Origin of the sequence: Sessilibacter corallicola (assembly GCF_021290925.1) — a bacterium.
Lineage (GTDB): Bacteria > Pseudomonadota > Gammaproteobacteria > Pseudomonadales > Cellvibrionaceae > Sessilibacter > Sessilibacter corallicola.
The window spans coordinates 942,418-968,651 of sequence record NZ_JAJSLX010000001.1 but is presented as its reverse complement, the minus strand read 5'-3'; the positions used below and the strand labels follow the sequence as shown (position 1 = coordinate 968,651).

General features: G+C 44.4%; 28 protein-coding genes. All 28 read left to right on the top strand.

Annotated features, from left to right (window positions below; all coding sequences use genetic code 11):
- Positions 1-90 precede the first annotated feature (90 nt).
- The 28 genes from glmM (at position 91) to LU361_RS03905 (ending at position 26,149) form a co-directional block, all read left to right on the top strand.
- Positions 91-1,437: a phosphoglucosamine mutase gene (glmM, locus tag LU361_RS04040; RefSeq protein WP_233087054.1), complete on the top strand. Its 1,347-nt coding sequence runs from the start codon at positions 91-93 to the stop codon at positions 1,435-1,437.
- A gap of 213 nt (positions 1,438-1,650) precedes the next feature.
- Positions 1,651-2,385, top strand: coding sequence for a triose-phosphate isomerase (tpiA, locus tag LU361_RS04035; RefSeq protein WP_233087052.1), 735 nt, complete (start codon positions 1,651-1,653; stop codon positions 2,383-2,385).
- Between the two features lie 77 nt (positions 2,386-2,462).
- Positions 2,463-2,903 (top strand): preprotein translocase subunit SecG, encoded by a 441-nt coding sequence (gene secG / locus LU361_RS04030; protein ID WP_233087051.1) that lies wholly within the window; start codon positions 2,463-2,465, stop codon positions 2,901-2,903.
- Between the two features lie 571 nt (positions 2,904-3,474).
- Positions 3,475-4,677, top strand: a complete 1,203-nt coding sequence (locus tag LU361_RS04025; protein ID WP_233087046.1) for a glycosyltransferase family 4 protein — start codon at positions 3,475-3,477, stop codon at positions 4,675-4,677.
- Between the two features lie 2 nt (positions 4,678-4,679).
- A complete protein-coding gene (locus LU361_RS04020) occupies positions 4,680-5,864 on the top strand; it encodes a glycosyltransferase family 2 protein (protein ID WP_233087045.1) in 1,185 nt (394 codons plus the stop codon).
- Between the two features lie 5 nt (positions 5,865-5,869).
- A complete protein-coding gene (locus LU361_RS04015; protein WP_233087043.1) occupies positions 5,870-6,382 on the top strand; it encodes an O-acetyl-ADP-ribose deacetylase in 513 nt (170 codons plus the stop codon).
- Between the two features lie 160 nt (positions 6,383-6,542).
- Entirely contained in the window at positions 6,543-7,055 is a 513-nt protein-coding gene (locus LU361_RS04010) for a RidA family protein (RefSeq protein ID WP_233087039.1), read from the top strand.
- Positions 7,056-7,156: 101 nt separating this feature from the next.
- On the top strand, positions 7,157-7,612 hold the full coding sequence (locus tag LU361_RS04005; protein WP_233087038.1) for a GNAT family N-acetyltransferase: 456 nt from the start codon (positions 7,157-7,159) through the stop codon (positions 7,610-7,612).
- A 208-nt stretch (positions 7,613-7,820) separates the two neighbouring features.
- Entirely contained in the window at positions 7,821-8,261 is a 441-nt protein-coding gene (gene rpsF / locus LU361_RS04000; protein WP_233087037.1) for a 30S ribosomal protein S6, read from the top strand.
- Positions 8,262-8,272: 11 nt separating this feature from the next.
- Positions 8,273-8,500, top strand: coding sequence for a 30S ribosomal protein S18 (rpsR, locus tag LU361_RS03995; RefSeq protein WP_233087035.1), 228 nt, complete (start codon positions 8,273-8,275; stop codon positions 8,498-8,500).
- A gap of 11 nt (positions 8,501-8,511) precedes the next feature.
- Positions 8,512-9,378, top strand: a complete 867-nt coding sequence (locus tag LU361_RS03990) for a YybS family protein (protein ID WP_233087034.1) — start codon at positions 8,512-8,514, stop codon at positions 9,376-9,378.
- Positions 9,379-9,417: 39 nt separating this feature from the next.
- Positions 9,418-9,867 carry a 50S ribosomal protein L9 gene (gene rplI, locus LU361_RS03985; RefSeq protein ID WP_233087033.1) on the top strand — a complete coding sequence of 150 codons (450 nt, stop codon included), beginning with the start codon at positions 9,418-9,420 and terminating at the stop codon, positions 9,865-9,867.
- A 390-nt stretch (positions 9,868-10,257) separates the two neighbouring features.
- Entirely contained in the window at positions 10,258-11,610 is a 1,353-nt protein-coding gene (gene dnaB, locus LU361_RS03980; protein WP_233088196.1) for a replicative DNA helicase, read from the top strand.
- A gap of 149 nt (positions 11,611-11,759) precedes the next feature.
- Positions 11,760-12,353: a glutathione S-transferase N-terminal domain-containing protein gene (locus tag LU361_RS03975; RefSeq protein WP_233087032.1), complete on the top strand. Its 594-nt coding sequence runs from the start codon at positions 11,760-11,762 to the stop codon at positions 12,351-12,353.
- Positions 12,354-12,634: 281 nt separating this feature from the next.
- Entirely contained in the window at positions 12,635-13,498 is an 864-nt protein-coding gene (gene panC / locus LU361_RS03970) for a pantoate--beta-alanine ligase (RefSeq protein WP_233087031.1), read from the top strand.
- Between the two features lie 58 nt (positions 13,499-13,556).
- Positions 13,557-13,937: an aspartate 1-decarboxylase gene (panD, locus tag LU361_RS03965; protein ID WP_233087026.1), complete on the top strand. Its 381-nt coding sequence runs from the start codon at positions 13,557-13,559 to the stop codon at positions 13,935-13,937.
- A gap of 313 nt (positions 13,938-14,250) precedes the next feature.
- Positions 14,251-16,188, top strand: a complete 1,938-nt coding sequence (gene acs / locus LU361_RS03960) for an acetate--CoA ligase (protein ID WP_233087024.1) — start codon at positions 14,251-14,253, stop codon at positions 16,186-16,188.
- A 231-nt stretch (positions 16,189-16,419) separates the two neighbouring features.
- Positions 16,420-17,058: a DNA endonuclease SmrA gene (smrA, locus tag LU361_RS03955; RefSeq protein WP_233087023.1), complete on the top strand. Its 639-nt coding sequence runs from the start codon at positions 16,420-16,422 to the stop codon at positions 17,056-17,058.
- Positions 17,059-18,518: 1,460 nt separating this feature from the next.
- Positions 18,519-19,037 carry a hypothetical protein gene (locus tag LU361_RS03950; protein WP_233087022.1) on the top strand — a complete coding sequence of 173 codons (519 nt, stop codon included), beginning with the start codon at positions 18,519-18,521 and terminating at the stop codon, positions 19,035-19,037.
- Positions 19,038-19,123: 86 nt separating this feature from the next.
- Positions 19,124-19,411 carry a hypothetical protein gene (locus tag LU361_RS03945; RefSeq protein ID WP_233087021.1) on the top strand — a complete coding sequence of 96 codons (288 nt, stop codon included), beginning with the start codon at positions 19,124-19,126 and terminating at the stop codon, positions 19,409-19,411.
- Positions 19,412-19,558: 147 nt separating this feature from the next.
- A complete protein-coding gene (locus LU361_RS03940; RefSeq protein ID WP_233087015.1) occupies positions 19,559-20,206 on the top strand; it encodes a DUF5343 domain-containing protein in 648 nt (215 codons plus the stop codon).
- A gap of 2 nt (positions 20,207-20,208) precedes the next feature.
- The gene (locus LU361_RS03935; RefSeq protein WP_233087014.1) at positions 20,209-20,802 is read left to right on the top strand and encodes a Swt1 family HEPN domain-containing protein; all 594 of its coding nucleotides are present in this window, start codon (positions 20,209-20,211) and stop codon (positions 20,800-20,802) included.
- Positions 20,803-21,057: 255 nt separating this feature from the next.
- Positions 21,058-21,333: a Tse2 family ADP-ribosyltransferase toxin gene (locus tag LU361_RS03930; protein WP_233087013.1), complete on the top strand. Its 276-nt coding sequence runs from the start codon at positions 21,058-21,060 to the stop codon at positions 21,331-21,333.
- Positions 21,334-21,633: 300 nt separating this feature from the next.
- The gene (locus LU361_RS03925) at positions 21,634-21,816 is read left to right on the top strand and encodes a hypothetical protein (RefSeq protein ID WP_233087012.1); all 183 of its coding nucleotides are present in this window, start codon (positions 21,634-21,636) and stop codon (positions 21,814-21,816) included.
- A gap of 333 nt (positions 21,817-22,149) precedes the next feature.
- Positions 22,150-22,746, top strand: a complete 597-nt coding sequence (locus tag LU361_RS03920; RefSeq protein WP_233087011.1) for a uracil-DNA glycosylase family protein — start codon at positions 22,150-22,152, stop codon at positions 22,744-22,746.
- Between the two features lie 231 nt (positions 22,747-22,977).
- Positions 22,978-23,535 carry an NUDIX domain-containing protein gene (locus LU361_RS03915; RefSeq protein ID WP_233087010.1) on the top strand — a complete coding sequence of 186 codons (558 nt, stop codon included), beginning with the start codon at positions 22,978-22,980 and terminating at the stop codon, positions 23,533-23,535.
- Positions 23,536-23,945: 410 nt separating this feature from the next.
- Positions 23,946-25,316: a nucleotide 5'-monophosphate nucleosidase PpnN gene (gene ppnN / locus LU361_RS03910; protein ID WP_250647551.1), complete on the top strand. Its 1,371-nt coding sequence runs from the start codon at positions 23,946-23,948 to the stop codon at positions 25,314-25,316.
- A gap of 167 nt (positions 25,317-25,483) precedes the next feature.
- The gene (locus LU361_RS03905) at positions 25,484-26,149 is read left to right on the top strand and encodes an alpha/beta hydrolase (RefSeq protein ID WP_233087009.1); all 666 of its coding nucleotides are present in this window, start codon (positions 25,484-25,486) and stop codon (positions 26,147-26,149) included.
- Positions 26,150-26,234 lie beyond the last annotated feature (85 nt).

The following is a 26,234-nucleotide window of genomic DNA, read 5'->3' as shown; positions in this document are numbered from 1 at the left end:
CATTTCACTATGAGATAAAACCAAAAGATTCGTTTTATCTCTAAAATCGCAAGTAAATCATTCGCCTACAAGAAAAAGCAATTAATAAATATGTCTAGAAAATACTTCGGTACCGATGGAATACGTGGTCGTGTTGGTGAGGGAGCTATCACTCCAGAATTTGTATTGAGGCTAGGATGGGCTGCGGGCCAAGTGCTTGTTGAGCAAAGTGCCAAAACAGGTGGTTCGCGTCAGATATTGATTGGAAAAGACACCCGAATTTCTGGGTATATGTTTGAATCAGCGTTACAGGCTGGATTGATCAGTGCGGGAATTGATGTTGGGTTATTAGGCCCTATGCCAACCCCAGCAATTGCGTATTTAACCCGAACGCTTCAAGCCCAAGCGGGCATTGTTATTAGTGCGTCCCACAATCCGTTTTACGACAACGGAATCAAATTTTTCAGTGGTCAGGGTACGAAGCTGGATGACGAAATAGAAAAAGCCATCGAGGCTAAGCTCGATGAATCGATGGTGACCTCTCAGGGGTTGGGGAAGGCGCATCGCGTCAATGATGCTGCCGGCCGTTATATTGAATTTTGTAAAAGTACCGTACCTTGGGGGTTCAGTCTGACTGGGATGCAGATCGTGTTGGATTGTGCCAATGGTGCGACCTATCACATCGCTCCAAAAGTATTCACCGAACTCGGCGCCAAGGTTGTTTCTCTTGCCGTTGATCCAGACGGATTAAACATCAACGCTGAATGTGGCTCCACTCACCCGGAACGCTTGCAGGCGGAAGTCATCAGCCGCAATGCAGATTTAGGGATTGCTCTCGATGGCGATGGTGATCGCGTGCTCATGGTTGATCATAAAGGCGAGTTGGTCGATGGCGACGAGCTGCTTTTCATCATTGCTGCACACAGACAGGCGGCGCAGAAATCCTGTCCTGGTGTTGTCGGCACGCAAATGAGCAATTTAGGTTTAGAAGTTGCGTTAAAGCAGAGAGACATTCCTTTGGTTCGAGCTAAAGTTGGCGATCGTTACGTGCTTGAAGCCATGAATCAAAACGCTTGGCCGCTCGGCGGCGAATCTTCCGGTCACTTAATTTGCAGTGATGTAACCACCACCGGTGACGGCATCATCGCGGCACTTCAAGTCTTGAAGGCTTTGGTGAATGACGGAATGACACTTCAACAGGCAAAAATGGGAATGACCAAATTCCCGCAAACGATGATCAATGTCAGAACACCTGCACGAGAAAAGCTCAATCAAAGTGAAGCCGTAAAACAAGCGCTGATTGAAGCCGAAAACGAGCTTCAAGAAGCCGGTAGGGTATTGCTGCGACCGTCTGGAACAGAGCCGCTCATTCGGGTGATGGTTGAAGGCGAAAACCAGGTGCTGGTTCGTGAAGTTGCTCAACGTTTGGCGAGCGTGGTTGAAAAAGAGCTGAGTTAGAGGTGAATGTTTGTTCTGCCTCCAGAGGCGAAACCTCTTTGGTTGGACATAAACACCTCATGAATCGCCGTAAAACCGGTGTGTTGGCAGAAGTCGCTAAAGCTTGAAAGGGCGATTGTAACTTCCAGTCTTCTCATATAACATTGGCGCCCGCTCGAAGTGGGCCCACAAGATCATAAGATTTCGATCTAGAACATCGATAAGGAATTGAATATGCGTGGATCACTCGTTGTTGGCAACTGGAAAATGAACGGGTCGGGTGCGAGTAATCAAGCGCTCGTAACGGCTTTAACAGATTGCCAATGGTCAGACAGTGTGACAGTAGTTTTGTGTCCACCGAGTGTTTATCTTGGCCAAGTTCAATCCTTGATTGCAGATTCCAGTTTGGTTCTGGGCGCGCAAGACTTGAGTGCTCATGCATCGGGTGCCTACACGGGCGATATTTCAGCATCGATGATTACAGAGTTAGGATGCCAATATGTTATTGTTGGCCATTCAGAACGTCGTGAGTATCAGCAAGAAAGCGACTCATTGATTGCGCAGAAGTGTATTGCTGCGATCAATGCTGGAATAACTCCTATCGCATGCGTAGGAGAGACAGAAAAACAACGCAATGATGGGGAAACTTTCTCCGTCATTCGTCGTCAGTTGGACGTGTTGATTTCAACATTGAGTACCGAACAGTTAGAAAAGACTGTTATTGCCTACGAACCTATTTGGGCAATTGGTACTGGTTTAACCGCCACACCAGAGCAAGCGCAAGAAGTGCATCAGAAGATGCGTGAACAGCTCGCAGGCTCCGGTCAGAATATGACATTGTTGTATGGTGGTAGCGTTAAGGCTGACAATGCTGCTCAGTTGTTCAGTCAACACGACATTGATGGCGCTTTAGTTGGTGGTGCTTCGCTGGTTGCGCAAGACTTCTCAGCAATAGCTTCATCTTTTTAAGAGAATTGGACAAAACGGCTCGCACATGTAGATGCCGTTAACGATTTAAATTCGCAACACATTGCGACGAGATACTTATGCAAACATTAATTATTATTGCCTACTTGCTTGTTTCCTTTGCGATTATCGGGCTTATCATGTTACAGCAAGGTAAAGGTGCTGAAGCTGGTGCGTCATTTGGTGGCGGTGCTTCGCAAACTGTATTCGGAAGCCAGGGTGGAGGTAATTTCTTCTCCAAAGTAACAGGCTGGTTAGCTGCAGTATTTTTCGTGTTAGCGTTCGGTTTGACCTACTTAGCGAAGCAAAACAGCGCAGTAGAAGAATTTAATCCGGGATTGATCAATGAGTCAGCCCCGGCTTTAGAAGAGTCTGATATTCCTACCATTGAATCCAGTGAAGCTGGTACTGATTCTGATATCCCTGCGTTGAGCAGCGAAGCTGATTCAGCGGTTGATGACGTTCCCGCTATTGAATCTGATGTGCCAGCTGTAGAACAACCAGAAAGCAGCAATAACTAATTGCTGAAATCTCTGGTTTAAACCCCTTGCTGTAAGCAGGCGGGACTACTGAACTGCAAAAGCCTATAGAATTATTCTGTAGGCTTTTTTGTTTTTATCACTCAAGTCACTCCTAAACAATTTCTAAATCCCGTTTTTCTAAATCCTGTCTCTCTAATTTCTTTCTTAGTTGCCCCAATATATGGATCAAATTTGGTGCGTGGCTGTGATTGGGCCATGACTTTGCCAATATTTACATTCTTTTAAATTCGTTGTACTCCTCACTTTTTATTCCAGTGTGCTGTAAATGCAGGCTTTCATAGAAATGCTCAACAAAGCGTTGATTTGGAATCATTTTCGACGACTTTAACCCGCCTTTGATGCGTGTTATAAAAGCATCGCTTGCGCGGAACGTCGAAGCTCAACAAGTATTGCAACAATACTTACCTCTGGTGATACGTGCGATCTCGCCAATGCCTTCCTACACTTTCTGTTGTTTTCGTTGTGATGATTGAGACGTAGGGTATTCTGAGTTGAGCAGAATATCTTTAGATTAATGGATTAATTTCAGACTGGATAAGAGTACCGGCCCGTGAATATTTGTTATTTTGTAAACCAATACCCCAAAGTCAGCCATACCTTTATCCGCAGAGAAATACTCGGTCTAGAATCGCTCGGTGCTAAAGTGATTCGAGTTGCTGCTCGCAATTCTCCAGAAGAGCTTGTGGATGAAACCGATAAGCAGGAGCTGACGAAAACACGTTGTATTGCACTGGGTAATAAAAAGGGATTGTTAAAGTCAGGTTTTAAGCAATTCCTGAGTACACCGCTCAATTTTATTAAGGCGATCGGTGTTGCCTTTCAATTGGCTTTTAACGACCAAAACCGATACTTCTATAATTTAATTTATTTGTTGGAAGCCTGTGAATTGCTGAGAATTTGCAATGAACAACAGGTTGACCATATCCACGCTCATTTCGGCACCAACTCAACCTCTGTTGTTTTATTGTGCAAAATCCTTGGTGGCCCTAATTACAGCTTTACTGTTCATGGGCCAGAAGAGTTCGATAAGCCCATTCAGATTTCGTTAGGCAAGAAAATACAGCACGCCTCGTTTGTGGTTGCTATTACATCTTATTGTCGAAGCCAATTAATGCGTTGGTGCAGCTTTGATCATTGGAAAAAAATTACCATTGTCCATTGCGCCGTCGATGATCAGTTACTCGCAAAAGAACACAAACCTATTACCAAAGCGAACCACTTTATTAACATTGGCCGTTTGAGCGAACAAAAAGGTCAAATGCTGTTAGTACAAGCGATTGCTCTGCTAAAACAACGCAACGTCGATGTGCATTTATCCCTTATCGGAGACGGAGAGCTGAGAGGAGAAATCGAGCGCTTCATCAAGGCAAACGGTTTAGAAAATAATATTGCTTTGTTGGGCTGGTGTTCAACCGCGCAAATTGTGGAGGCGTTAGACGATTGCACGGCGTTGCTGTTGCCGAGTTTTGCCGAAGGTCTTCCAGTTTCTATTATGGAATCCCTAGCGCGTAAACGTCCGGTATTAAGCACCTATATTGCTGGAATTCCTGAACTCATTGATGAAAAATCTGGCTGGTTAATACCTGCCGGTGACGACATGGCCATTGCTGATGAAATCGAAAAAATTATTCAGTTAACGCCTGAGGAGCTGAATGCATTAGGAGAATACGGATATCAGCGAGTCAGCAATGAGCACGACAGTGTTCAAGAAGCCGAAAAATTACTCAATGCCATTAAAGCGTTGGAGTCGTAATTATGCTGGAATTAATCTGTTGGATTTTATTTATCGCAGTCGCAATTCCATTGTCATTGTTTGTTGTTGAGTGTGTTTGTTCTCTGTTTTATCGAGCGCCCAACGTCACCCCGATTGAAGAATCCGACACCCCCGAGGCTCGGTGCGTTATATTAATTCCGGCACACAACGAAGAATTAGTGATTGAGAGCACGTTAGAATCGCTAAAGCCAGAACTCGGTGATCACGATGAAATTTTGGTCGTTGCCGATAATTGCAATGACACGACCGCCGATCTTGTACGCGCCAGCGGTTGCCAGGTTAGCGAGCGCCAAGATGCCGAAAATCGTGGCAAAGGCTTTGCCTTGGCTCACGGTTTGGAGCAGCTAAAATCGAATCCTCCCGAAGTCGTCATTATTGTCGACGCCGATTGCGAAGCCATTCCCGGTACCATTCAGCGATTAAAAGCGGCGGCCATTCAATACCAACGCCCGGTTCAATCCCGGTACTTATTGCAAAGTCCAGATGGTGCGACCATCAAAACAAAAGTGTCCGAATTTGCCGTACTCATCAAAAACCGAATTCGTACAAAAGGTTTGAGTTTTCTTGGTGCACCTATTCCATTGCTGGGTTCTGGGATGGCGTTTTTGTGGCAAGACATCACCTCGGTTCCTCTGGCCTCGGGAGAGATCGTTGAAGACATGAAGCTCGGCATTGAATTGGCAGGCCAAGGTAAGGGTGCGCTTTACGATGATCAGCCGGCAATTTTAAGTGATTTACCGGTTACTCAAGCCGCGTTAGAAAAACAACGTGAGCGTTGGGAGCACGGTCATATGGGTATGATCCAAAAGTTCGCTGGCCCTTTATTAAAAGCGACTGCTAAATCCAAAAGTAAAAGTCTACTTTTGTTTTTTCTCGACCTCATCATTCCACCGTTGTCCTTATTGCTGATGTTCACTGTCGTTGTATTTTTATTTTTTGCAGTGATGAATATCTTTGCCAACCTAAGTTTGGTGTTGAGTTTGGTGGTGCTGCTGGTTGTTGCGGTGATGAGTTGTATCTTTTTCTCGTGGTTATTGGCAGGCCGGCAGATATTATCGCCTAACGAATTGCTGCATCTTCCTTTGTACGTGTTATCAAAATTCGGTGTTTATCGCGGCTTTGTTGAGAAAAAACAAACCACGTGGAATCGTACCGATCGAGAATAAGCACGATGATTCATTTATTCGAGGGTGATATCACCCAAGCAAACGCAGATGCTATCGTGAATGCCGCAAAGAACAGTTTGCTGGGTGGCGGTGGTGTTGACGGCGCGATTCATCGAGCGGCCGGTGCAGAGTTATTAGCGTTGTGTCGCGCGCTGCCCGATAAAAACGGTGTGCGGTGTCCAACCGGTGAAGCGAAAATTACCGACGGCTGCAATCTACCGGCAAAATACGTGATTCATACCGTTGGCCCAGTTTATTCTCAGGTTTCCAATCCCGCTGATTTATTGGCGCGTTGTTATCGAAATTCTTTAGCGCTTGCCAAAGAGAATCAGTGCGCGTCTATCGCCTTTCCGGCAATTTCTTGTGGCGTTTATGGATACCCGATTGAGGCAGCTGCAAAAATTGCTCTTGATGTCTGCTGTCAAAAAGAACACGCTGATCTCGATATTTATTTTTATCTGTTTGGTCGTTCTGATTTTGAAATCTGGCAGAAAACTTATAGGAGCCTGAGTTCCTAAAATAATCCCCCAGCTGTTTTCATCGTTGATAAAACCTGCGGAACGACGAAAAGCTTTCGTCTTTAAGGCATGTATTCTGCTAGTTCTTGCGTGTGGATTTTCAAAAATTTGTCTGCTGAGAAAGTAGTAACGATGACTATAAAAATATGGGGGTTGTGCTTTGCTTTTCTCTTTTATAAATAAATACAAAAACAATGCGTTGCTGGCGCTTTTGTTGTTCTTCACTGCGTTTGTTGATGCTGACAATAAAGTTTCGATTGTCGGATTACACGAAAAACACAATCCGCAAACTGCTGAGGTAAGTTATGTTGAGAAGCCCGCAGTGTACCCAGAGAATTTGCCGTTTTCTGAGATTGTTCGATTAAACGACACGCTGTATTTATCGGGTATGATTCCAGTAGAACCAGGTTCTATCAAACTTGTAAAAGGCGGAATCAAAGAACAGTCTCATCAGGTGATGACCAATATCCGAAGCATGCTTGAAGCCAACGGTTATTCCATGAAAAATCTGGTTAAGTGTACCGTCATGCTTTCCGATATCTCGCAGTGGGGCGAGTTTAATAAAGTTTACCAAGAGTATTTTACCGCTCCGTACCCGGCGCGCAGTGCGATGGGGGTGAATGGTTTAGCACTTGGTGCATTGGTTGAAGTTGAATGTATTGGTTCGGTTTAGGTGAATTGGCGTAGGTTACTTAACATAGTTCATCTAACATAAGTCGTCTAACACAGATCACCTGAACCAAGCTAATTTCGGGGCAGTGGAATTTTAACGTGATGGAATTTAGATTAGGCACTTTAGAGAATAAAGATGTTCAGCAATTGCTCAACGAGCATTTGCTCGATATGGAAAAAACCTCGCCGCCAGAAAGTCGCCATGCGTTGAATCTCGACGGACTCAAAGCCTGCGATGTGACATTCTGGAGCCTGTGGAATGATGACCGTGTGTTGGGTTTTGGCGCTCTTAAAGAGTTGGGTGAGTCTCACGGTGAAATCAAATCAATGCGGACTCAATCAAATGCGCGCGGCCAGGGATTGGGTGCCAAAATCTTAGAATTTTTGATTGCTCAAGCCAAATTGCGCCACTACACAACATTGAGCTTAGAGACAGGCTCAATGGACTTCTTTAAACCCGCTCATCGATTGTATGAACGTTTTGGATTTGAAGTATGCACGCCGTTTGGCTCTTACACAGAAGATCCCAACAGTCGGTTTTATACGCTCAAATTATGAGCGGATTACTTTGTGTTGATCTGCAAGTGCTAAACTGACAGCACACGTTTAGAACTGGGTTTCTCCACCATTTTGAAAACTCGCTCGACTCTTGCATCGAGTGGCTAAATCTCCTACAATCCGCGCCCCTTAACCGCTAGCCGCGTAACCGTGGTTAGCACTCCTTGCTTCACTGATTAACAGGAAGCGTAACCCGTAAGGAGCATTCATGCGTCACTACGAAATCATCTTTTTGGTTCACCCAGACCAAAGCGAGCAGGTACCAGGAATGGTGGAACGTTACTCTGCGTCCATCAAAGAATCTGGCGGTGCAGTTCACCGTTTAGAAGATTGGGGCCGTCGCCAACTTGCTTACTCAATCAACAAAATCCACAAAGCACACTACATTCTTTTGAATGTTGAGTGTTCAAAAGAGATTTTGGATGAGTTGACTACCAACTTCCGCTATAACGATGCTGTATTGCGTCACATGGTTGTTCGTTGCGACGAAGCGGTAACTTCTGAGTCTCCAATCATGAAGGCTGAGCAAGAAGGCCGTGAGCGTAAAGCACGCCGCGAAGAGCGTCAGGCTCGTGAAGAAGCACAAGAAGCTTCTAACAACGAAAGCTCTGAGCAAGCAACCGAAACCACTAACAGCGAAGCAGAATAAGGAGTCACATCATGGCACGCTTTTTCCGACGCCGTAAATTTTGCCGCTTCACCGCTGAAGGTGTAGAGCAAATCGATTACAAAGACTTGGAAACTCTTAAAGCCTACATCACTGAGACTGGCAAAATTGTTCCAAGCCGTATCACTGGCACTCAAGCTAAATACCAGCGCCAGTTGTCGACCGCTATCAAACGTGCGCGTTACTTGGCTCTTTTGCCATACACTGACAGCCACGAATAAGAGTATTGATTGTGCGTTCACTGGCTGAATTTATTATGCGAGGGCGCACACAAGCCGCAATTGTTGCGGTGATAGGTATACCTGTAATTAGCCCGGCTGCGGTTGCATTGTTTTTCTTGCGCCACGGCGCTAAGTACAGTTTACCGGTGTTTCTAGCAACACTATTGCCTGTATTAACGTTGGTGATTTTTGGCTTTACCGGTGTTTTTCGAGGGATGTTGGGGGTTGGTTATCTCCTGACCGTAACCTTGTCAGCACTGATGTTACGCTGGAGCCAATCTTGGAGTTTGACGTTGGTCACTGTGGTTGTGAGCAGCCTTGTGGCAATGCTGATAACCGGTGTGATGGCAAAAGCCGAGCTTCAAGTGAGTCTAGCGTCAACACAAGAGTTTTTAGAATCATTTAAAACGGATATTGCTGAAAATGGCGGTGATGTAAGCCAGGTCGATTTAAGTATTGGCAGTTATTGGCAAATACTGGGCGGACTAGCATCGTTTACGGCCATTGCCTCGGTGCTGACACTGGCCTTGGCGCGTTGGTGGCAAGCAATTCTTTATAATCCTGGTGGATTTAAAAAAGAATTTTTAGCGTTGGTGTTACATCCACCAATAGCTATGGCATGCACATTAGCGATGCTGGCTTGTTACATGATCAGCGATTCAACGGCAGCATGGGCAGGTTTGTTTATGATGCCCTTGTTTATTTCAGGTGTTGCCCTCGTACATTGGTACGGTAATCAAAAAGGTTTAGAAACGCCTTGGTATGTCATGTTTTACGCTGTGTTGATTATTATTCCACCGTTAAAACCGTTCATATCAACCGTTGCGGTACTCGATAGTTTCTTAAATTTACGCGGGCGGTATGCGCCCAAGCCTTAAGCGATAAGTTAAGGCAATCTATTCAAAGAGGATTACGAGATGGAAGTTATTCTGCTCGATAAAGTTGGTAAGCTTGGCGGTATTGGCGACAAGGTATCTGTGAAAGCAGGTTTCGGTCGTAACTACTTGATCCCACAAGGCAAAGCATTACCAGCGAATGCAAAAAACCTAGCTGAGTTTGAAGCTCGTCGCGCTGAACTTGAAGCTGCTGCTGCAGAAAAAACCTCTGCTGCAACTGCTCGCGCTGAGAAGCTTGCTGAGCTTGAAGCTGTAACCATCGCTGCTAATGCAGGTGATGAAGGTAAATTGTTCGGTTCTATTGGTACTCGCGACATCGCAGAAGCAATCACTGCGGCTGGCGTTGAAGTAGCGAAAGCCGAAGTTAAATTGCCTGAAGGTGCGTTGCGTGAAGTCGGTGAATACGAAATCGACATTCAGCTACACACCGAAGTTACTCAAGTAGTTCGCGTTGCCGTTATTGCTGAGTAATTCAGTCAGTAAATTAAATCGACCTCGGTAAAACGATTGATTTATTACTGCTCGAAAAGCGGGTGATCTAGGTCATCCGCTTTTTGTATGTCTGTTCTCTGAGTTCCATCAGAGAATGAAGCTCCCTCATTGATTACTTTGCGCTTATACTTCAAGTTACGATTTGTCGATCACCGTAAGTGTTAGTGTCTGCTAGTCTTGTTGTTTCTGTAGATATTACGCATTTTTGCATTGATGCTTTTGAAACGAGCGCGTTGAACTAAGATAATTCACACTTACAGCAATCGACAGCCCCGGAATTTAATCACTCTTTAATTGCGTATGTCCGAGCCCGATCCAATCCCCTACAACGACACGCCCGATTCGGCCTACGATGACGTTTCATCAGGCATGAAGGCGATGGAATCTCTGCCGCAAGCGATTGAAGCAGAGCAGGCGGTGTTGGGTGCATTGATGCTCGATAATCAGCGTTTCGACAGTGTCGCTGAAATTGTTCAGTCAGAAGATTTCTACTCGGCCAGTCATCGCAGTATTTATGAGCTTATGCTGGTTCTGCAAGAGCGTGACATGCCATTGGATGTCATTACTCTGGCCGAAGAACTGGAAAGCCATGGCCAGCTTGAGCAAGTTGGCGGATTAGCGTATCTCACCGCGTTGGCCACCAACACTCCTGGTCCCGCCAACATTGTTGCCTACAGCCGTATCATTTCTGAGCGAGCGACATTGCGCAAGCTGATTTCCGCTGCCGGCGAAATCGGTCGCAGCGGAATGAATCCCGCCGGTCTTGGAGCGGATGACCTTCTGCAATTGGCGGAAAAGCGCGTCGCCGCAATTGTAGAAGATCGACCCAAGCAGGGCGGTTTTCAGCAGATGAATTCGCTGCTGAAAGAAACCGTCGAACGCATCGATGAATTGTTTCGATCAGAAAAAGATATCACCGGGTTATCCACAGGTCTTTCAGATTTAGATTCCCGGACGTCGGGTTGGCAAAACGGGGAAATGATTATTCTCGCCGCGCGTCCTTCCATGGGTAAAACCGCGTTGGCGCTCAATTTTGTTGAGGCCGGTTTGTTCACCCAAAACAAACCCGTGCTGGTGTTTAGTCTTGAGATGCCGGCCAATGCGCTCATGATGAGGATGCTGTCGTCGGTTGGCCGTATCGATCAATCGAAAATTCGAAACGGCGCGCTCACCGAAGAGGATTGGCCCAAGCTTTCGGCGGCCATGGGAAAACTTAAAGACAAGCCATTGTTCATCGATGACACCGCTGGATTAACGCCTCAAGAAGTCAGAGCCAGAACTCGTCGTATCGCCCGTGAGCACGGCGATCCCGGTTTGATCATGATCGATTATTTGCAGCTGATGCAAATCGCCGGTAAGAGTGAAGGCAGAACCCAGGAAATTTCTGAGATTTCACGCTCATTAAAGGCCATCGCGAAAGAGTTTGATTGCCCCGTTATTGCGCTTTCCCAGCTTAACCGTGGCGTTGAACAGCGACCGAACAAACGACCAATGAACTCAGACCTTCGTGAATCTGGAGCCATCGAGCAGGATGCCGACGTTATCCTGTTTATTTATCGCGACGAATATTACAACGAAGACAGCCCCGATAAAGGCATGGCGGAGCTGATTGTTGGTAAACAGCGTAACGGTGAAATTGGTACCTGTCGGGCCGCTTTTGTGGGTAAGTTTACCCGCTTTGAAAACCTCGCTGCCGATTATGTCGCGTCATCCGATTTTTAATATCAATCCTTAACCGCTCACCCCTTAAATTCCCCAGTTGCGGCCTTATGTCGCTTGTAATATTGATTCCAGACGCATAAATTAATTGGCAAAGTGAATTTAAGCGTCAAACGCATTCTAGATAATAAAAACGAAAGGCATGGTGCACTATGGAATTGTGGGTGGGGACTGAGTCAACCTGGTCAATAAGGGCGTGGCTCTGTGCGCAAATTGCGCAAATACCCGTTGATGTCAAGGTAATCGATTTAACCAGTGAATCCGATAAACAACGCCTTGCTGGAAAATCCCCCTCAGCGCTAGTTCCCATCTTAATCGATGGCGAAACCCTGATTCACGACTCCCTGGCTATCGCTGAATATTTCAATGAAATCTCCCACGGCGCACTGCTGCCAAAAGACTCAAGACAGCGGGCTTTGGTTCGAAGCTTGTGCTGCGAGTTGCATTCAGGATTTAGCCACGTTCGCGGGCAGATGCCGTTATCTTTTGCCGCGGTTGAATCCGTGGCAGAAAACGCTGAATTGAATCGCGAGATTGATCGTATTACCGATATTTTCTTTCGCGCCAAGCGACCTTTCTACTCCCAAGAGCCGGGAATGTTCGATGCGTTTTACGGGGTTTTAGCCTATCGGCTGAATCAGTATGGCGTGAAATTAACGGGTTTAGCGGGCCAGTATCAAACCGACCTTTTGCAATGGCCTTTGTTGCAAAAAAGTTTTGAGCAGGCGCGCAACTGGTCTTGTTAGGATCTTTACAGCGCGGGTATCTGAAACAATCGTCAGTAAAAATCAATAGACTAATTGCGGATTCCAACTCGAACTAAAGTCCGAAATTCCTTCGTATACACCCATAATTGACCTGTGTATATTCATTGAGCCGTCGGGGTTCCAATATCGCGGTAACCAGCAATTTGATTAGGCTGTATTGTCAACAGTATGAATGATTTGAATAGCGTCGTTTTTTTACGCTTAGGTTAGAATAGACTACCTATTTTTATTTATCGCACTGTTTGGAGCCTTATCGATTTATGCAGATATTTCATCACGTTGAATCCATTCGTTCAGCACTGAAAGAACAGCGTTTACAAAACAAACGCGTTGGATTCGTACCAACTATGGGCAACCTTCACGATGCGCACATAGAGCTGGTTAAAATCGCACAGCAATACTGTGATGTTGTGGTGGTCAGTATTTTTGTTAACCCGCTTCAATTTGGGTTGAACGAAGACTGGGATAAGTACCCCCGCACCTTTGAAGCTGATAGCAACCGATTGCGCGATGTTCAGTGTGATTATTTGTTTTATCCCGATGAAAAAGAAATTTACCCCAATGGTATGGCCGAACAGACTCGTGTCATTGTGCCAACCATGACAGACGTCTTGTGTGGCGCTAGCCGACCGGGGCATTTTGAAGGCGTGACCACGGTTGTCTCGAAATTATTTAACATAATCCAGCCAGACTTGGCGGTCTTCGGTAAAAAAGACTTCCAACAATTGGCGATTATTCGCCGCATGGTAGAAGACCTGTGTATCCCGGTAGAGATTGTCGGTGGCGAAATCTATCGCGAAGACGACGGCCTAGCGATGAGTTCGCGCAACAGTTTTATCACTGAGGAAGAGCGACCCAACGTTAGTGTACTTAACCGCTCTCTAATAGAAGCACAAACTTCTATAGAAGAAGGCAACAAAGACTTCTTTGCCGTGGAGCAAGAAGCGAAAGATAAGATTCAGGCAGCGGGCTTTAAACCGGATTACTTTAACATTTGTAACAGTAAAACCCTGGAGCCCGCCGCTAATGATGACAACGAAATAACCATTTTAGGAGCGATGTATACCGCAAGCGCTAGGTTAATTGATAACCTATCATTTACATTGAGTGGCCAAAAAAAGTAAAGTTACGCCCTTTGAAGACAACACTGGCAGTTAGTTGCCGAACAAGAGGTGAAAGGTAATGAATGTAACCTTGCTTAAAGGCAAGCTGCACATGGCCTGTGTAACTCAGGCTGAGCTTTGGTATGACGGTTCTTGCGCAATCGATGCCGATCTAGTTAAGTTAGCTGGGCTGCGTGAGTTCGAACAGATCGATATCTACAACGTAAATAATGGCGAGCGTTTCACGACTTATGTGATTCTTGCTGAACCAGGCTCAAAAACAATCTCAATGAATGGCGCTGCGGCGAGAAAGGTACAGGTAGGTGACCGTGTAATCATCGGTGCTTACGCGCAAATGACCGAAGCCGAAGCTGACAATTTCAAGCCGAAGCTTGTCTATCTCACAGACACCAATGAGGTAGAGCGCAGCACCAACACCATTCCTGTTCAGGTTGCTTAATCGCAATCGCTGTGCAAAAGGGTTTGATGAATTGTCTCAAACCCGCACAGTTCCCACTTCTCTATTCCCATCATCAAGTCCTTCCGTATTTCGGTCATCATTTGCTGAAAATAAATTTGTACAAAAATTTTTAAAATTCATTGTGCAAAAAGCGCTCGGATTAGTAACAGGACGTGACTAAAGTCTTACAGCTAAAGCTGTGAAGCCTGTGTAAATTAGCTGAATTGATATTTCTTAAGTATTTAAGTGAATTACGCATATAGCGCTCGGCAGTATTAACTTATAACAACTATCAAATCCTGGAGTTAAAATCATGACTGAATCGACGACTAGGCCAGTATTTCCCAGCATTGCGGAAAAAGCCCACATTGATGCGGATACCTACGAGAAAGACTACCAGCGCTCCGTTGAAGACCCTGATGGTTTTTGGGCCGAACAAGCTGATAAGTACCTTACTTTCTACAGCAAGTGGGATACCGTATGTGAATTTGACTTCCACGAAGGCAAAGCAAGCTGGTTTGAAGGCGCTACGTTAAACGTATCTTACAACTGTCTTGATCGTCACTTACCAGAGCGCGCTGACCAAGTTGCGTTCTTCTGGGAAGGTGATTCCCCAGATAGCAGCAAACAAGTTACCTACGCAGAAGTGCACGAAGAAGTTTGTAAGCTTGCAAACCTACTTCGCGCCAAAGGCGTTAAAAAAGGTGATCGTGTTTGTATCTACCTACCAATGATTCTTGAAGCCTCTTACGCCATGCTTGCGTGTGCGCGTATTGGTGCTGTTCACTCAATCGTATTCGGTGGTTTCTCACCAGACGCTTTAAAAGACCGTATTCAAGACAGTGATTGCCAAGTGGTTATCACCGCTAACGAAGGGTTACGCGGCGGTAAACGTGTACCGTTAAAAGTTAACGTCGATAAGGCACTAGAAAGCTGCCCGAACACACACACCGTGATTGTGGTTAAACACACCGATACCGATACCGCTATGGTTGAAGGTCGTGACATTGATTACCGCGAAGGTGTTGCTGATCAGCCGTCTACGTGTGAGCCAGAAGTAATGGGTGCGGAAGATCCGCTATTCATTCTTTACACCTCAGGTTCTACTGGTAAGCCAAAAGGCGTACTTCACACTACCGCTGGTTACTTGCTGCAAGCAGCAATGACCCACAAAGTTGTATTCGATTATCAAGAAGGCGAAGTTTACTGGTGTACCGCTGATGTGGGTTGGGTTACCGGCCACAGCTACATCGTATACGGTCCATTGTGTAACGGCGCAACCTCCGTTATGTACGAAGGTGTTCCAACTTACCCAAGCGTCAGCCGCTGCTGGGAAATCGTTGATAAGTACAACGTAGCTAGCTTCTACACAGCACCTACCTTAATTCGCGCCCTAATGGGTTCTGGTGAAGAGCCGGTTACCAAGTGTTCACGTGCAAGCTTGCGCATCTTGGGTACCGTGGGTGAGCCAATCAACCCAGAAGCGTGGGAATGGTACTTCCGTGTTGTTGGTGATGAGCGTTGCCCAATCGTTGATACCTGGTGGCAAACCGAAACCGGTGCTCACATGTTGACGCCTCTCCCAGGTGCAACTGCGTTGAAACCAGGTTCTGCAACCAAGCCATTCTTCGGCGTACAGCCAGTATTGCTTGATGCAGAAGGCAAAGAAATGGACGGCCCAGGTGAAGGTAGCTTGTGTATTAAAGCGTCTTGGCCGAGCCAAATCCGTACCGTTTACGGCGATCACAAGCGTTTGGTCGATACCTACTTCTCAACCTACCCAGGTTACTACTTCACTGGTGACGGAGCTCGTCGCGACGAAGACGGTTACTACTGGATCACCGGTCGTGTTGATGACGTACTGAACGTTTCTGGTCACCGTCTAGGTACCGCTGAAATCGAAAGTGCGCTTGTATTGCACGAGAAAGTGACCGAAGCAGCGGTTGTCGGCTACCCGCACGACATCAAAGGTCAAGGCGTATACTGTTATGTTACTTTGATTGACGGTGCTGAGCCAAGCGACGAGCTTAAGAAAGAATTGGTGAAATTGTGTAACCAAGAGATTGGTCCAATTGCTAAGCCAGACCTTATCCAATGGGCGCCAGGTCTACCTAAGACTCGCTCTGGTAAAATCATGCGTCGTATCTTGCGTAAAGTAGCGGCAAATGAAATCGATGCGTTGGGTGATACTTCAACCTTGGCTGATCCAAGTGTTGTGGATAACCTTATCGACACGCGTCTCAACAAATAAGACCTTCTATTTTCTAGAGATCTATTTGTTTAGTTTTGAAAGGCTCGCTTATGCGGGCCTTTTTTTATGCCTGTCCTCTATGCCCACCAAAAAGAGATTCATTGACGATGAAATCTCCTGAGCCAATTCTGGTCAATAAAACTATTCGTCGAATCTACCTATTCCGAAATTGAACACATAAACCTAAAATAGAGCCGTCCAGTTTTACAGCGTTACAGTTTGGGAGGAATTATGTCCAACAATCGGTCAAATCAACCGCCGTCGAATAACAGAGAATCATCCGATTCAGGTACCGATTTCGAAGCCTTTCAAGAAGCCATGTCGGGAGTAAAACGCAACACCAAACCCAACAACAAAGTTCAGCTGAATAAATCCCTCAACACCACCAACGTGGAAGCGCGCCGTAAAGCCGCCGTAGCCGAAGAAATTCAAGAGCGCAGTGGCTTAACTGGGGGCGAAGAACATATCGAGTTAGTTGGGCCAATGGACATCTTAGATTTCAAACGCCCCGGCATTCAAAATGGCGTTTATCGAAACCTGCGTTTGGGCAAATACAACATCGAAGCACGGCTCGATTTACATCGCTATCAAGTCGAATCCGCCCGTCGCGCCGTGTACCAATTTATTCAAGACTGCATTCAGCACGAAGTACGCTGCGCACTCATCACCCACGGCAAAGGCGAAGGCCGCGCCCAACCACCGATATTAAAAAGCTGCGTTGCCCACTGGTTGCCACAACTGCCCGAAGTACAAGCCTTTCATTCCGCCCAAAAACACCACGGTGGTACCGGTGCGACTTATGTCATGCTGAAAAAATCCGAACGCAAACGACAAGAAGATTTGGAAAGACATCAAAAGCGACGAGGGTAATTTCTAACATCGTAAACCGTGTTAGAAAAATGCTGTAAAAATTGTACGAAAAAGATAGACGACAGGAAAGACAGAAATTGTAGTTTAAAAATAAAGCCCAGCGTTGATGACTCTGATTCTACTTTGAATCCATTCTATGAATTATTTGATTTGAGTGAGCTTGCAGATTTGATTGGTGCGTGGTCTTCTTTGGTCGGGTCATTTTTTTGCGGGAGTATCTTTATTGACAGAAGCGTTAATCAGGTTTCATTGGCCTGTATTAAAACTGGCAAAATTTCGTGCGGAAAATTCTTTCTAATGCGTAGGGTAAAGAAAGAACAGTCAAAGAATCATCACCTGTTACGACATCAGCATGCCGGAAATCACAACGCATTTAAAATTACTGAAGCCAACCTGTTGCGCGCGTAAACGAAAAAACGCAATTACCTGTAAATCAGAAATGTTAGTCAGTAAAATAAATTTACCAGAGCGTAGTTATCTAAAAAATAGAAATATAATAAAAATCATGATGCTAACTGATCATGGCATTTAGATGATATGCCTCGCTCCTTTTTAGAGTAAAAAATGAATTGCACGCCAAAAAAGTTATACAGTTGACGTAACAAAAGTTAAACGATAGCGTTGAAAAATTCCGCGAGATAAATGTCACTGTGACGGTAAATTGGAGAGAATACGTCGTTATGACGTCTATTAAACTGTTGTACGTCTCTGGTTGTATTTTCTTGGTTTTAATTTAGCTGTATTTTGTCGTCTAAAATCGCAATTCTTGGTTGCGTAAACTTTGGTAAACTAAAGTGTTAGTCCCTAATCGTGGTTACTGATTTTAAATTTCCCCCAGTTCCGAAAAATCTCTATGTTTGTTCTTCTTTGGTCACGTTAAATTGCGGTAAACTTCTAGCTTTTCAGCCTGTATTTTCTTTGTCTGCATTAGTTTACAGTGAATTTTGACTCTCAGGCCCGTTAGTTTCGCGGTAAATTGAAGCTTGGCGAGGTAGTTGTTATTACTTCAAACGTACAACAAGTGGGTCAAATCGAAAGCCGCTGCGCGTCTTCAATTTACCCCAGCGTTGTACGTCTCTCGTGGTATTTTCTTGGTTCTAAATTGACTGTTTTCTGTCGTCTAAAATCGCAATTCTTAGTTGCTTAAGCTTCAGTAAACTAAAGTGTTAATTCCTAATCGTGGTTACTAATTTTAAATTTCCTCAGTTCCGACAAACCTTTCCGTTCGTTCTTCTTTGGTCACGTTAGATCGCAGTAAATGTCTAGCTTGTGAGTCTGTATTTTCTTTGTCCGCGTTGGTCTTACAGTAAATTTCAGGTCTCAGGCACGCTGATTTCGTGGTAAATTAAGACCAAGCGAAGTAATTGTTATTACTTCACAACGTACAACAAGTGGGTCAAATCGAAAGCCGCTGCGCGTCTTCAATTTACCCTAGCGTTATGTTTTTAAGGAGTAAATAATTGCATTGGCTGTTTGAAATCTTTGAATCAAAATCAGACCAAGCAAGGCTGGTGGCCATTTTGGTTTCTGCAGTGGTGGCGATTTTGGTTGTATTACTTAATCAGTGGTTTGTAGCCAAGCGAGCTCGCAAAGAACTCCTGATAAGCAAAATTGAAGAACTGTATGTGGCTTCTTCTGAGTATGTATCGGCTTGTAGAAATATCCTTTACTCTTTAAAAAAGGAAGAATATAGGTCAGAGCATGGCTATTTCAATCCTCCTCGGAATTTGGTTGACGAGATTGGTGATTCTTTATCAAAAATCGAAATGATATGCGGCTTGTACTTTCCTGAAATAAATTTTGATCCAGATAAGTATAAAATCTGGAATATGGAAATTATTAAGGCAGCGGAGAAAGGTACTGTCCCGCCTGAAGAAGAGGGTTATATGATGCATGAAGATGCTTGGAGGCATGTAAGAAATAGCCGAGCAACTTTAGATATATTGTGTGGTGACCTAATGCGCGAGTATGGGCGTTAAACATAACAAGTAAAGGCAGCATCGCCCTGCGGGCTGGACGCGCTACCGCGCGCCGCTGCTTTGAGCGTTATACGTAAGGATAGAAAATGAGCTTAAGAGATGAATTCTTATCAGAAATAAAATCTGCAGTTAGGCAATGTTATGAGCTGGGCTACGCTCCGACTAGATTTGAAAAAATGATAACAGAAAGTCACCCAGTTGAAGTTGCTAAAAGCTTTGTTGTTTCTGGTGAGTTCCAATATGGGTTTAAAGAACTAAATAAAATGGGACGGCCTGAGCTGACAGTTGAAGGAATTATGTCACAAGATAAATACAAGACATTATTTACACCAGATGAGTTAGCAGCTGCAAAATGGCGTTTAAAAAACGTATAGCAAGTTTGTGCACAGGACTTAATTTCCGTTACACCTTTTGCTATTGCTGCGCAATTATATGGCAAAAGGCTCCACTACAATCAAGCCAATGACAAAGGTGTTAGAAGACTAGGCAGAAATCACCAAGAATAATATAAGGAGAATATTTTGGCTGACAATTTACCTTACAGTACCTCAGTAGGTACTCTTGAGAAAATGCTAGAAAAAATTAAGGCTGCTCCAGCCCCTGAACGTTTTACTCAGGACTTCGTGGGCACAAAGTTGTCAATGAAAGGAGGCTCTGCCAATGCTTGCATCCCGCTCTTGAAAAAAATGGGGTTTGTGGCAGGTGATGGCTCACCGACTAGCGCTTACAAGGAATTTCGCAATCCAGCAAAGTCTAGAGTCGCGTTGGGTGTGGCATTTAAAAAACTCTACGCTCGCCTGTACGAAATGAATGAATATATTCATGATGCAACAGATCAGGATGTTTTGGGATTGATAGTTGAATGCACCGGCAGTGAACACGACAACGCGGCAACTAAATATACTTTAAGCACGTTTAACATGCTTAGAAAGCACGCAGATTTTGATGAGGGTGACAATGATCCCGAAATAATTGAGCCTGTAAAAGAAGAGTCTGGCCTCAATCAGCAAAATCCAATAACTGTAAATCTTCCGCAACAGCCATCGGTACAGCAAGGTAAAGGGATTAATCTTTCTTACACGATAAATCTAAATTTGCCTGCAACCAAAGATGTTGAAGTTTTCAATGCAATTTTCAAAAGTCTAAAAGAACACATTCTTGAGGATTGATTATGTCATTCGGTGATAAAGTAAAATCGTTTGGTATGACCAATATGCTTATTGAGAATGATCTTGATGGCATAGAAAAACGGTTCGACATCAGCTTGCGAGATAGTGAACAATCAACGAGTACAGCAAAGGAAATTGAGGAAACATACTTTCCCCAGTTTGAAGAAGCTTTACGAAAAGAAGCTGATTATATGGCTAAGAACTATGAGCTGTTCTACTGCCTTGAAAAAACTATACGCAATCAGATATCTGGCCTCCTCGAAGACACTCACGGCGAAGAGTGGTGGAATGATACGGTTGTTCCTCAGCACATAGTTGGGGAAGTAAAAAAACGAATTCAACGAGAAAGAGAAGCCGGAATAACTCCAAGATCAATGGAGCCTCTTGATTACACTAACTTTGGTGAGCTTGGTGAAATCATAAAGAAAAATTGGAGTATCTTTGCAAGCGTATTTAGTAATATTAAAGCTGTTGAGAAAGTAATGTTTAATCTAAATACTCTTCGAAACCCAATCGCACATTGCAGCATGTTAGCTGAGGATGAGAAGCTTAGGCTAGAGTTAAGCTTAAAAGATTGGTTCAGGCTTGGTGAGTAAACGTCTTCTAACAAGCGCAAGCAGTCGGAAAAGTTGCTCGCTAGCGCTCCCAACTTTCCGCTGTTGCGGGCGTTACGCTTAAAAATCAACCCTCCAAAAAGGAAAGTAAAATGCATGTACCAATTGAATTTTACGTAAAACTCCCCGCAGATCTTTTTAGAGGTGGCACACCAACGAAGCATAAATTTGACTATCTGAGAACTATGCCGCCAAGGTAAGAAGAGCAAACATTTGATGTGAAGATAAAGCCAGAAAATGGAAATATTGACCATACAAGTGGGGGGATTAAGTCTCTTCAATACTCCCATTTATGGCTTTGGTTCTGATTGGTGGGTAATCCCAGCAGGAACTCAGCTACCCCCAGAGTTCACCCTATCAAAAGGTTTAACTGATGGTAAATTTAGGGGGCATTATACAATTCGTGCCCTTCTAGATATGCAACCTACTGTTTGGAAGAAAACACTTGTTGATTGGGCGGACAAGCATGCAGTTCATATTAAAGAATATAAAAAGGTGAAAGGTAATGTTTAGTGTTATGGGGCTTCGTTTAATTAGAGCATCAACTAAGAAAACTATGGATGATCTGCTTAAACGAAAGAATATCTTGGACCCTGAGTCAGATGATGCAGTTGAAATAACTAACGATCTGATGATTTATCAAAATATCATAGATAAGATAAACGACCGAGAGGATGTTTAGCCTAACAACTGCTTTCAGCTTGACGCCAAAAACTACGAATTTTTGTGTTACTTGCTGTGCTCAAACATTAACACAAAAATACTCCGGCTTCGGCGCAGCTAAAGCGGGCATTAGCAGTCAAAAGAGTACACATGGAACCAAGTAATATTTTAAAAATAGATACAGTTGATAATAGCTGGAGAGATAAAGATTCAGTAATGTTAGATGCTTGCTTCCAACTACTGAAAGACTGCATCGAAAAAGAGAATTTAATAGATGGACCCACGGCTTGGGAAGCTGATAAAAATCATAGTTTGGCTAAAAATAAACATTAAATGTTGTCGGTATTATTGTGTAATTTAATGAGTTTGCGTCTTTCTTCTGGTGTATATTCTTCCAATTCATCAGGAAATAATTCAGCATCGGTTTTTTCTAAATTTTCAGTGTTTCCTACTAAGGCTCCACCGTTTTCAAATTTAGCCAGTTTGTGATCTTTACCGAAAATTTCACTGGAAAGTTCTTGAGCTTAAGTTTCAAGCCATTGTTCAAATTCTGGTGTGCCATCTTTTGGCGGCTTGTTATTTTGGGTCATGGACTTTAAATAAATGATGGTTCGATAATGTTATGATTTATACTATCCGTTCGTACATACAATACCAAGAATAACAATGCCTCTTAACCAATTGATCACCAAAATCCGCAACTGCACCGAATGCAAAGCCCATTTACCACTGGGCTGTCGACCGGTGGTTCGGGCGGCCAGTTCGGCAAAAATTGTGATTATTGGTCAAGCGCCCGGAACAAAAGTCCACGCCAGTGGCATTCCGTGGGACGACGCCAGTGGTGATCGTTTGCGAATGTGGTTGAATTTGGATAAATCGGAATTTTACGACGAATCCAATATCGCAATTATTCCCATGGGATTTTGTTATCCCGGTCGCGGTAAGTCTGGTGATTTACCGCCGCGAAAAGAATGCGCACCTTTGTGGCACGATAAATTATTTTCTCAACTTCCCAATTTGCAATTAAAAATTTTGGTGGGCAGTTACGCGCAAAAGTATTATTTGGCTGATCAGCCTGGTTACAAAAAAAGTGATACTCTGACAAAAACCGTTCAAAACTGGCAAAATTTCGCGCCAGAATTTTTTCCGTTGGTGCATCCGTCGCCGCGCAATCAATTGTGGTTGCGTAAAAATCCGTGGTTTGAAGAGGAATTGTTAACACCGTTGCGTGAGCGGGTTGAGCGAGTGTTGAGTTCTGTTTAAATTTTCATCTTATCGTGCTTTTTAGCGCGAATTTTTCCCTTTTTAATTCCGGTTACTTTCCTAATTAACCGCTGTTCTCTGCGCATTGGTGACGAATACGTTACACTCAAATGAGGTGGTGTCGTATTTGTGGGCCCTGGCGTCGTTAAGTATTCATCTAATTCTGTCAGGCTCAGGTATATACGTTTAGGGCTTGTGCATTAAAAGCCGTATTAGAGGAGAGCAATTGCAGTGGACAAACCCGTAGCAAAAATTGGCGGCTGGCAAGAGAAGTCTCGCAAAGAGGTGTATTCAAACCCTTGGATAACCGTAACCCACAGTGAAGTAGTTACCCCGGCGGGAACCGATGGAATCTACGGTTTGGTGCATTTTCATAACCTTGCAGTAGGCGTTGTGCCAATCGATGATGAGGGTTACACCTGGTTGGTGCGCCAGAGCCGTTATCCGTTGCAGGAATACACATGGGAGATTCCCGAAGGCGGTTCTCCCGAAGGAGAAGACCCTCTAGAGACTGCTAAACGTGAGTTGAAAGAAGAGGTTGGTTTAACTGCAACGGATTGGGAACCCTTGTTAAACATGCATTTGTCCAATTCAGTCACCAATGAGGAAGCCATTATTTATGTTGCGCGGGGAATTTCATTGGGTGAAACCGAGTTGGAAGACAGCGAAGACATCACCAGTGTCAGAATCCCCTTGAGTGAAGCCATTCAAAAAGTGATGACTGGAGAAATAACCGATTCGCTCAGTGTTGCAGCACTTTTGAAGTTGGCGTATTTGCAACGTATTTAAATGATTACTCAGTATGGTAGGTGGATAGAAAAGAGAGAATCAATTCACGCACCTCTTAGTTTTCGGGGTTTTCTAGAGGAGCCTCTGATTAACCTCAAAATTACTCAGCGTGCTCTCAAGCGTGCAGTTGCAAGGCGACGTTTGCAATTAATGGCCGTAGTCCTTAATAAAAACGACAACGCTGCAAATGTGCGCTTGAGACTGCGCCCTACGGGGCCTGCCAGTTTTTCCCTGCTCCGCGTTGTGCTTTTTTGATTTAACCCGTTAGACCTTCAAAAGCACGCCTTAATCAGAAAAAAACTGATTGGCCTGAGTGATCTTGAGGTTGATCAGAGGCTCCTATACATTTACAAATCACGTATGTTTAAGAGAAACGCTCTTAAAAAATAAACAAGCAAGCAGGCAAGACTATGATAGACAAGGTGGATACCTCAATTTCACCGAAGCGCAGTTTAGAGATCTTATCTCAGCGGGAAGTTGAACAATTAAAAGCCAGCGGCAGTTCCGATCACAGTTTGTACGCATTATTTCGCCAGTGTACGTTGGCTATTTTGCACTCTGGCAGTGCTAACGACGACGCAAAAGCGTTGTTTGAAACCTACCAAGATTTTGATATTGATTTAATTCAGCAGGATCGAGGCATTCGCCTCAATTTACGCAATGCCCCAGCCAATGCCTTTGTTGATGGCGAAATGATCGCTTCCAGTCGCGAAATGATTTTTAGTGCGTTGCGCGATATTTTGTACTCCGAAACCGAGCGCAATAACATTCGCGTGGATTTATCCAACAGTTCCGGCATTACCGATTACCTATTTCATTTATTGCGAAACGCTCGTGCACTGCGTGCGGGAGAGTTGCCTAAGCTAGTTGTCTGTTGGGGCGGTCACTCTATTTCTGAGGTTGAATACGACTACAGCAAAGACGTAGGACATGAATTGGGTTTGCGAAAATTGGACGTGTGTACCGGTTGTGGTCCCGGAGCCATGAAAGGTCCAATGAAAGGCGCGACCATTGCTCATTCCAAGCAGCGTATATCTGAAGGGCGTTATTTAGGCATTACCGAACCCGGTATTATTGCCGCCGAAGCGCCTAATCCAATTGTGAATGAATTAGTGATACTGCCCGATATCGAAAAACGTTTGGAAGCGTTTGTACGAGTGGGGCATGGGATTATTGTTTTTCCGGGCGGTGCCGGTACCGCAGAAGAAATCTTGTATTTACTCGGAATTTTATTGCACCCTAAAAATCGTGATATTCCCTTCCCATTAATTTTCACCGGTCCACCTTCGGCAGAAGCCTATTTCACGCAGTTGCACGAATTTATTGGTAAAACACTGGGTATTGAGGCGCAGCAAAAATACCGTATTGTGATCGGTGATTCTGAGCAAGCAGCGCGAGAAATGGCGCGTGGTATCGAAAAGGTTCGCGAATTCCGTCTACAGCAAAACGACGCCTTTTATTTTAATTGGTCGCTGCACATCGATTACGATTTTCAAATTCCTTTTGAGGCAACTCACGAAAATATGGCAACGCTAGACCTTCACGCTAATTTACCAAAACATGAATTAGCGGCGAATTTACGTCGTGCGTTTTCAGGTATTGTTGCCGGCAATGTGAAACCCGATGGCGTCAAAGCCATTGATCAGCACGGGCCGTTTAAAATTTCCGGTGATCGAGCCATTATGGAGCCGTTGGATAAATTGTTGCATTCGTTTGTTGATCAAAAACGGATGAAATTACCTGGCTCGGAATACATTCCGTGTTATGAAATTGTTGAATGAAAAATTCAGACGCATCGCAAAAAGTGAAATTAAAAATTTCGATTTATCTATCCTGAAAAATTTATAAAAACTGTTTGTGGTGCTGGTAATAAAAATTAACGTGATTGTTGGCGCCGTTAGCCAATAGTAAATACAGTGTTTTGATCTTAAAAAATAAGGAATTCTGAGTGAGCGAGGAAACGTATTTACCTTGTATTGAGGTTGAAACTGGTTCTGAAATTTCCGCCAGTGTAATTTGGTTACACGGCTTGGGTGCGAGCGGCCACGACTTTGAGCCAATAGTGCCCTATTTGCATTTTCCTAAAGACTTGGGGGTGCGTTTTATTTTCCCTCATGCACCGCAAATACCGGTAACCATTAACAACGGCGTGGTCATGCCTGCCTGGTACGATATTCTTGATATTTCTCTGGGCCGCAAAGTGGATGAGCCACAATTGCGCGCCTCAGCAAAAGCCACTCAGTCATTGATTGAAAGAGAAATATCTCGGGGAATTAAATCCGATCGAATTATTCTTGCGGGTTTTTCTCAAGGTGGAGCCGTGGTGTATGAAGCGGCGCTCAGTTTTGATCAGCCCTTGGCTGGATTAATGATTCTTTCCAGCTATTTTGCAACCGCAGATTCTATTCAATTGAGCGAAGCGAATAAGAATATACCTATTCACATTTTTCATGGTACGCATGACCCGGTTGTTCCAGAATCTCTAGCGAGAGAAGCTATTAATCGGTTAAATGATTTTGGCTTCACATCAAATTACAAAACCTATCCGATCGAGCATTCGGTTTCTCCAGAGGAGATTTCAGATATGTCGACATGGATGCAGAGCGTTTTATAAAAACTGCCGGTGATTTTCTATTAGAGTTTGCTTACATAACAATGGAGTCCACATAGGGTTGATTCACACGCATTTGGTTAATCGA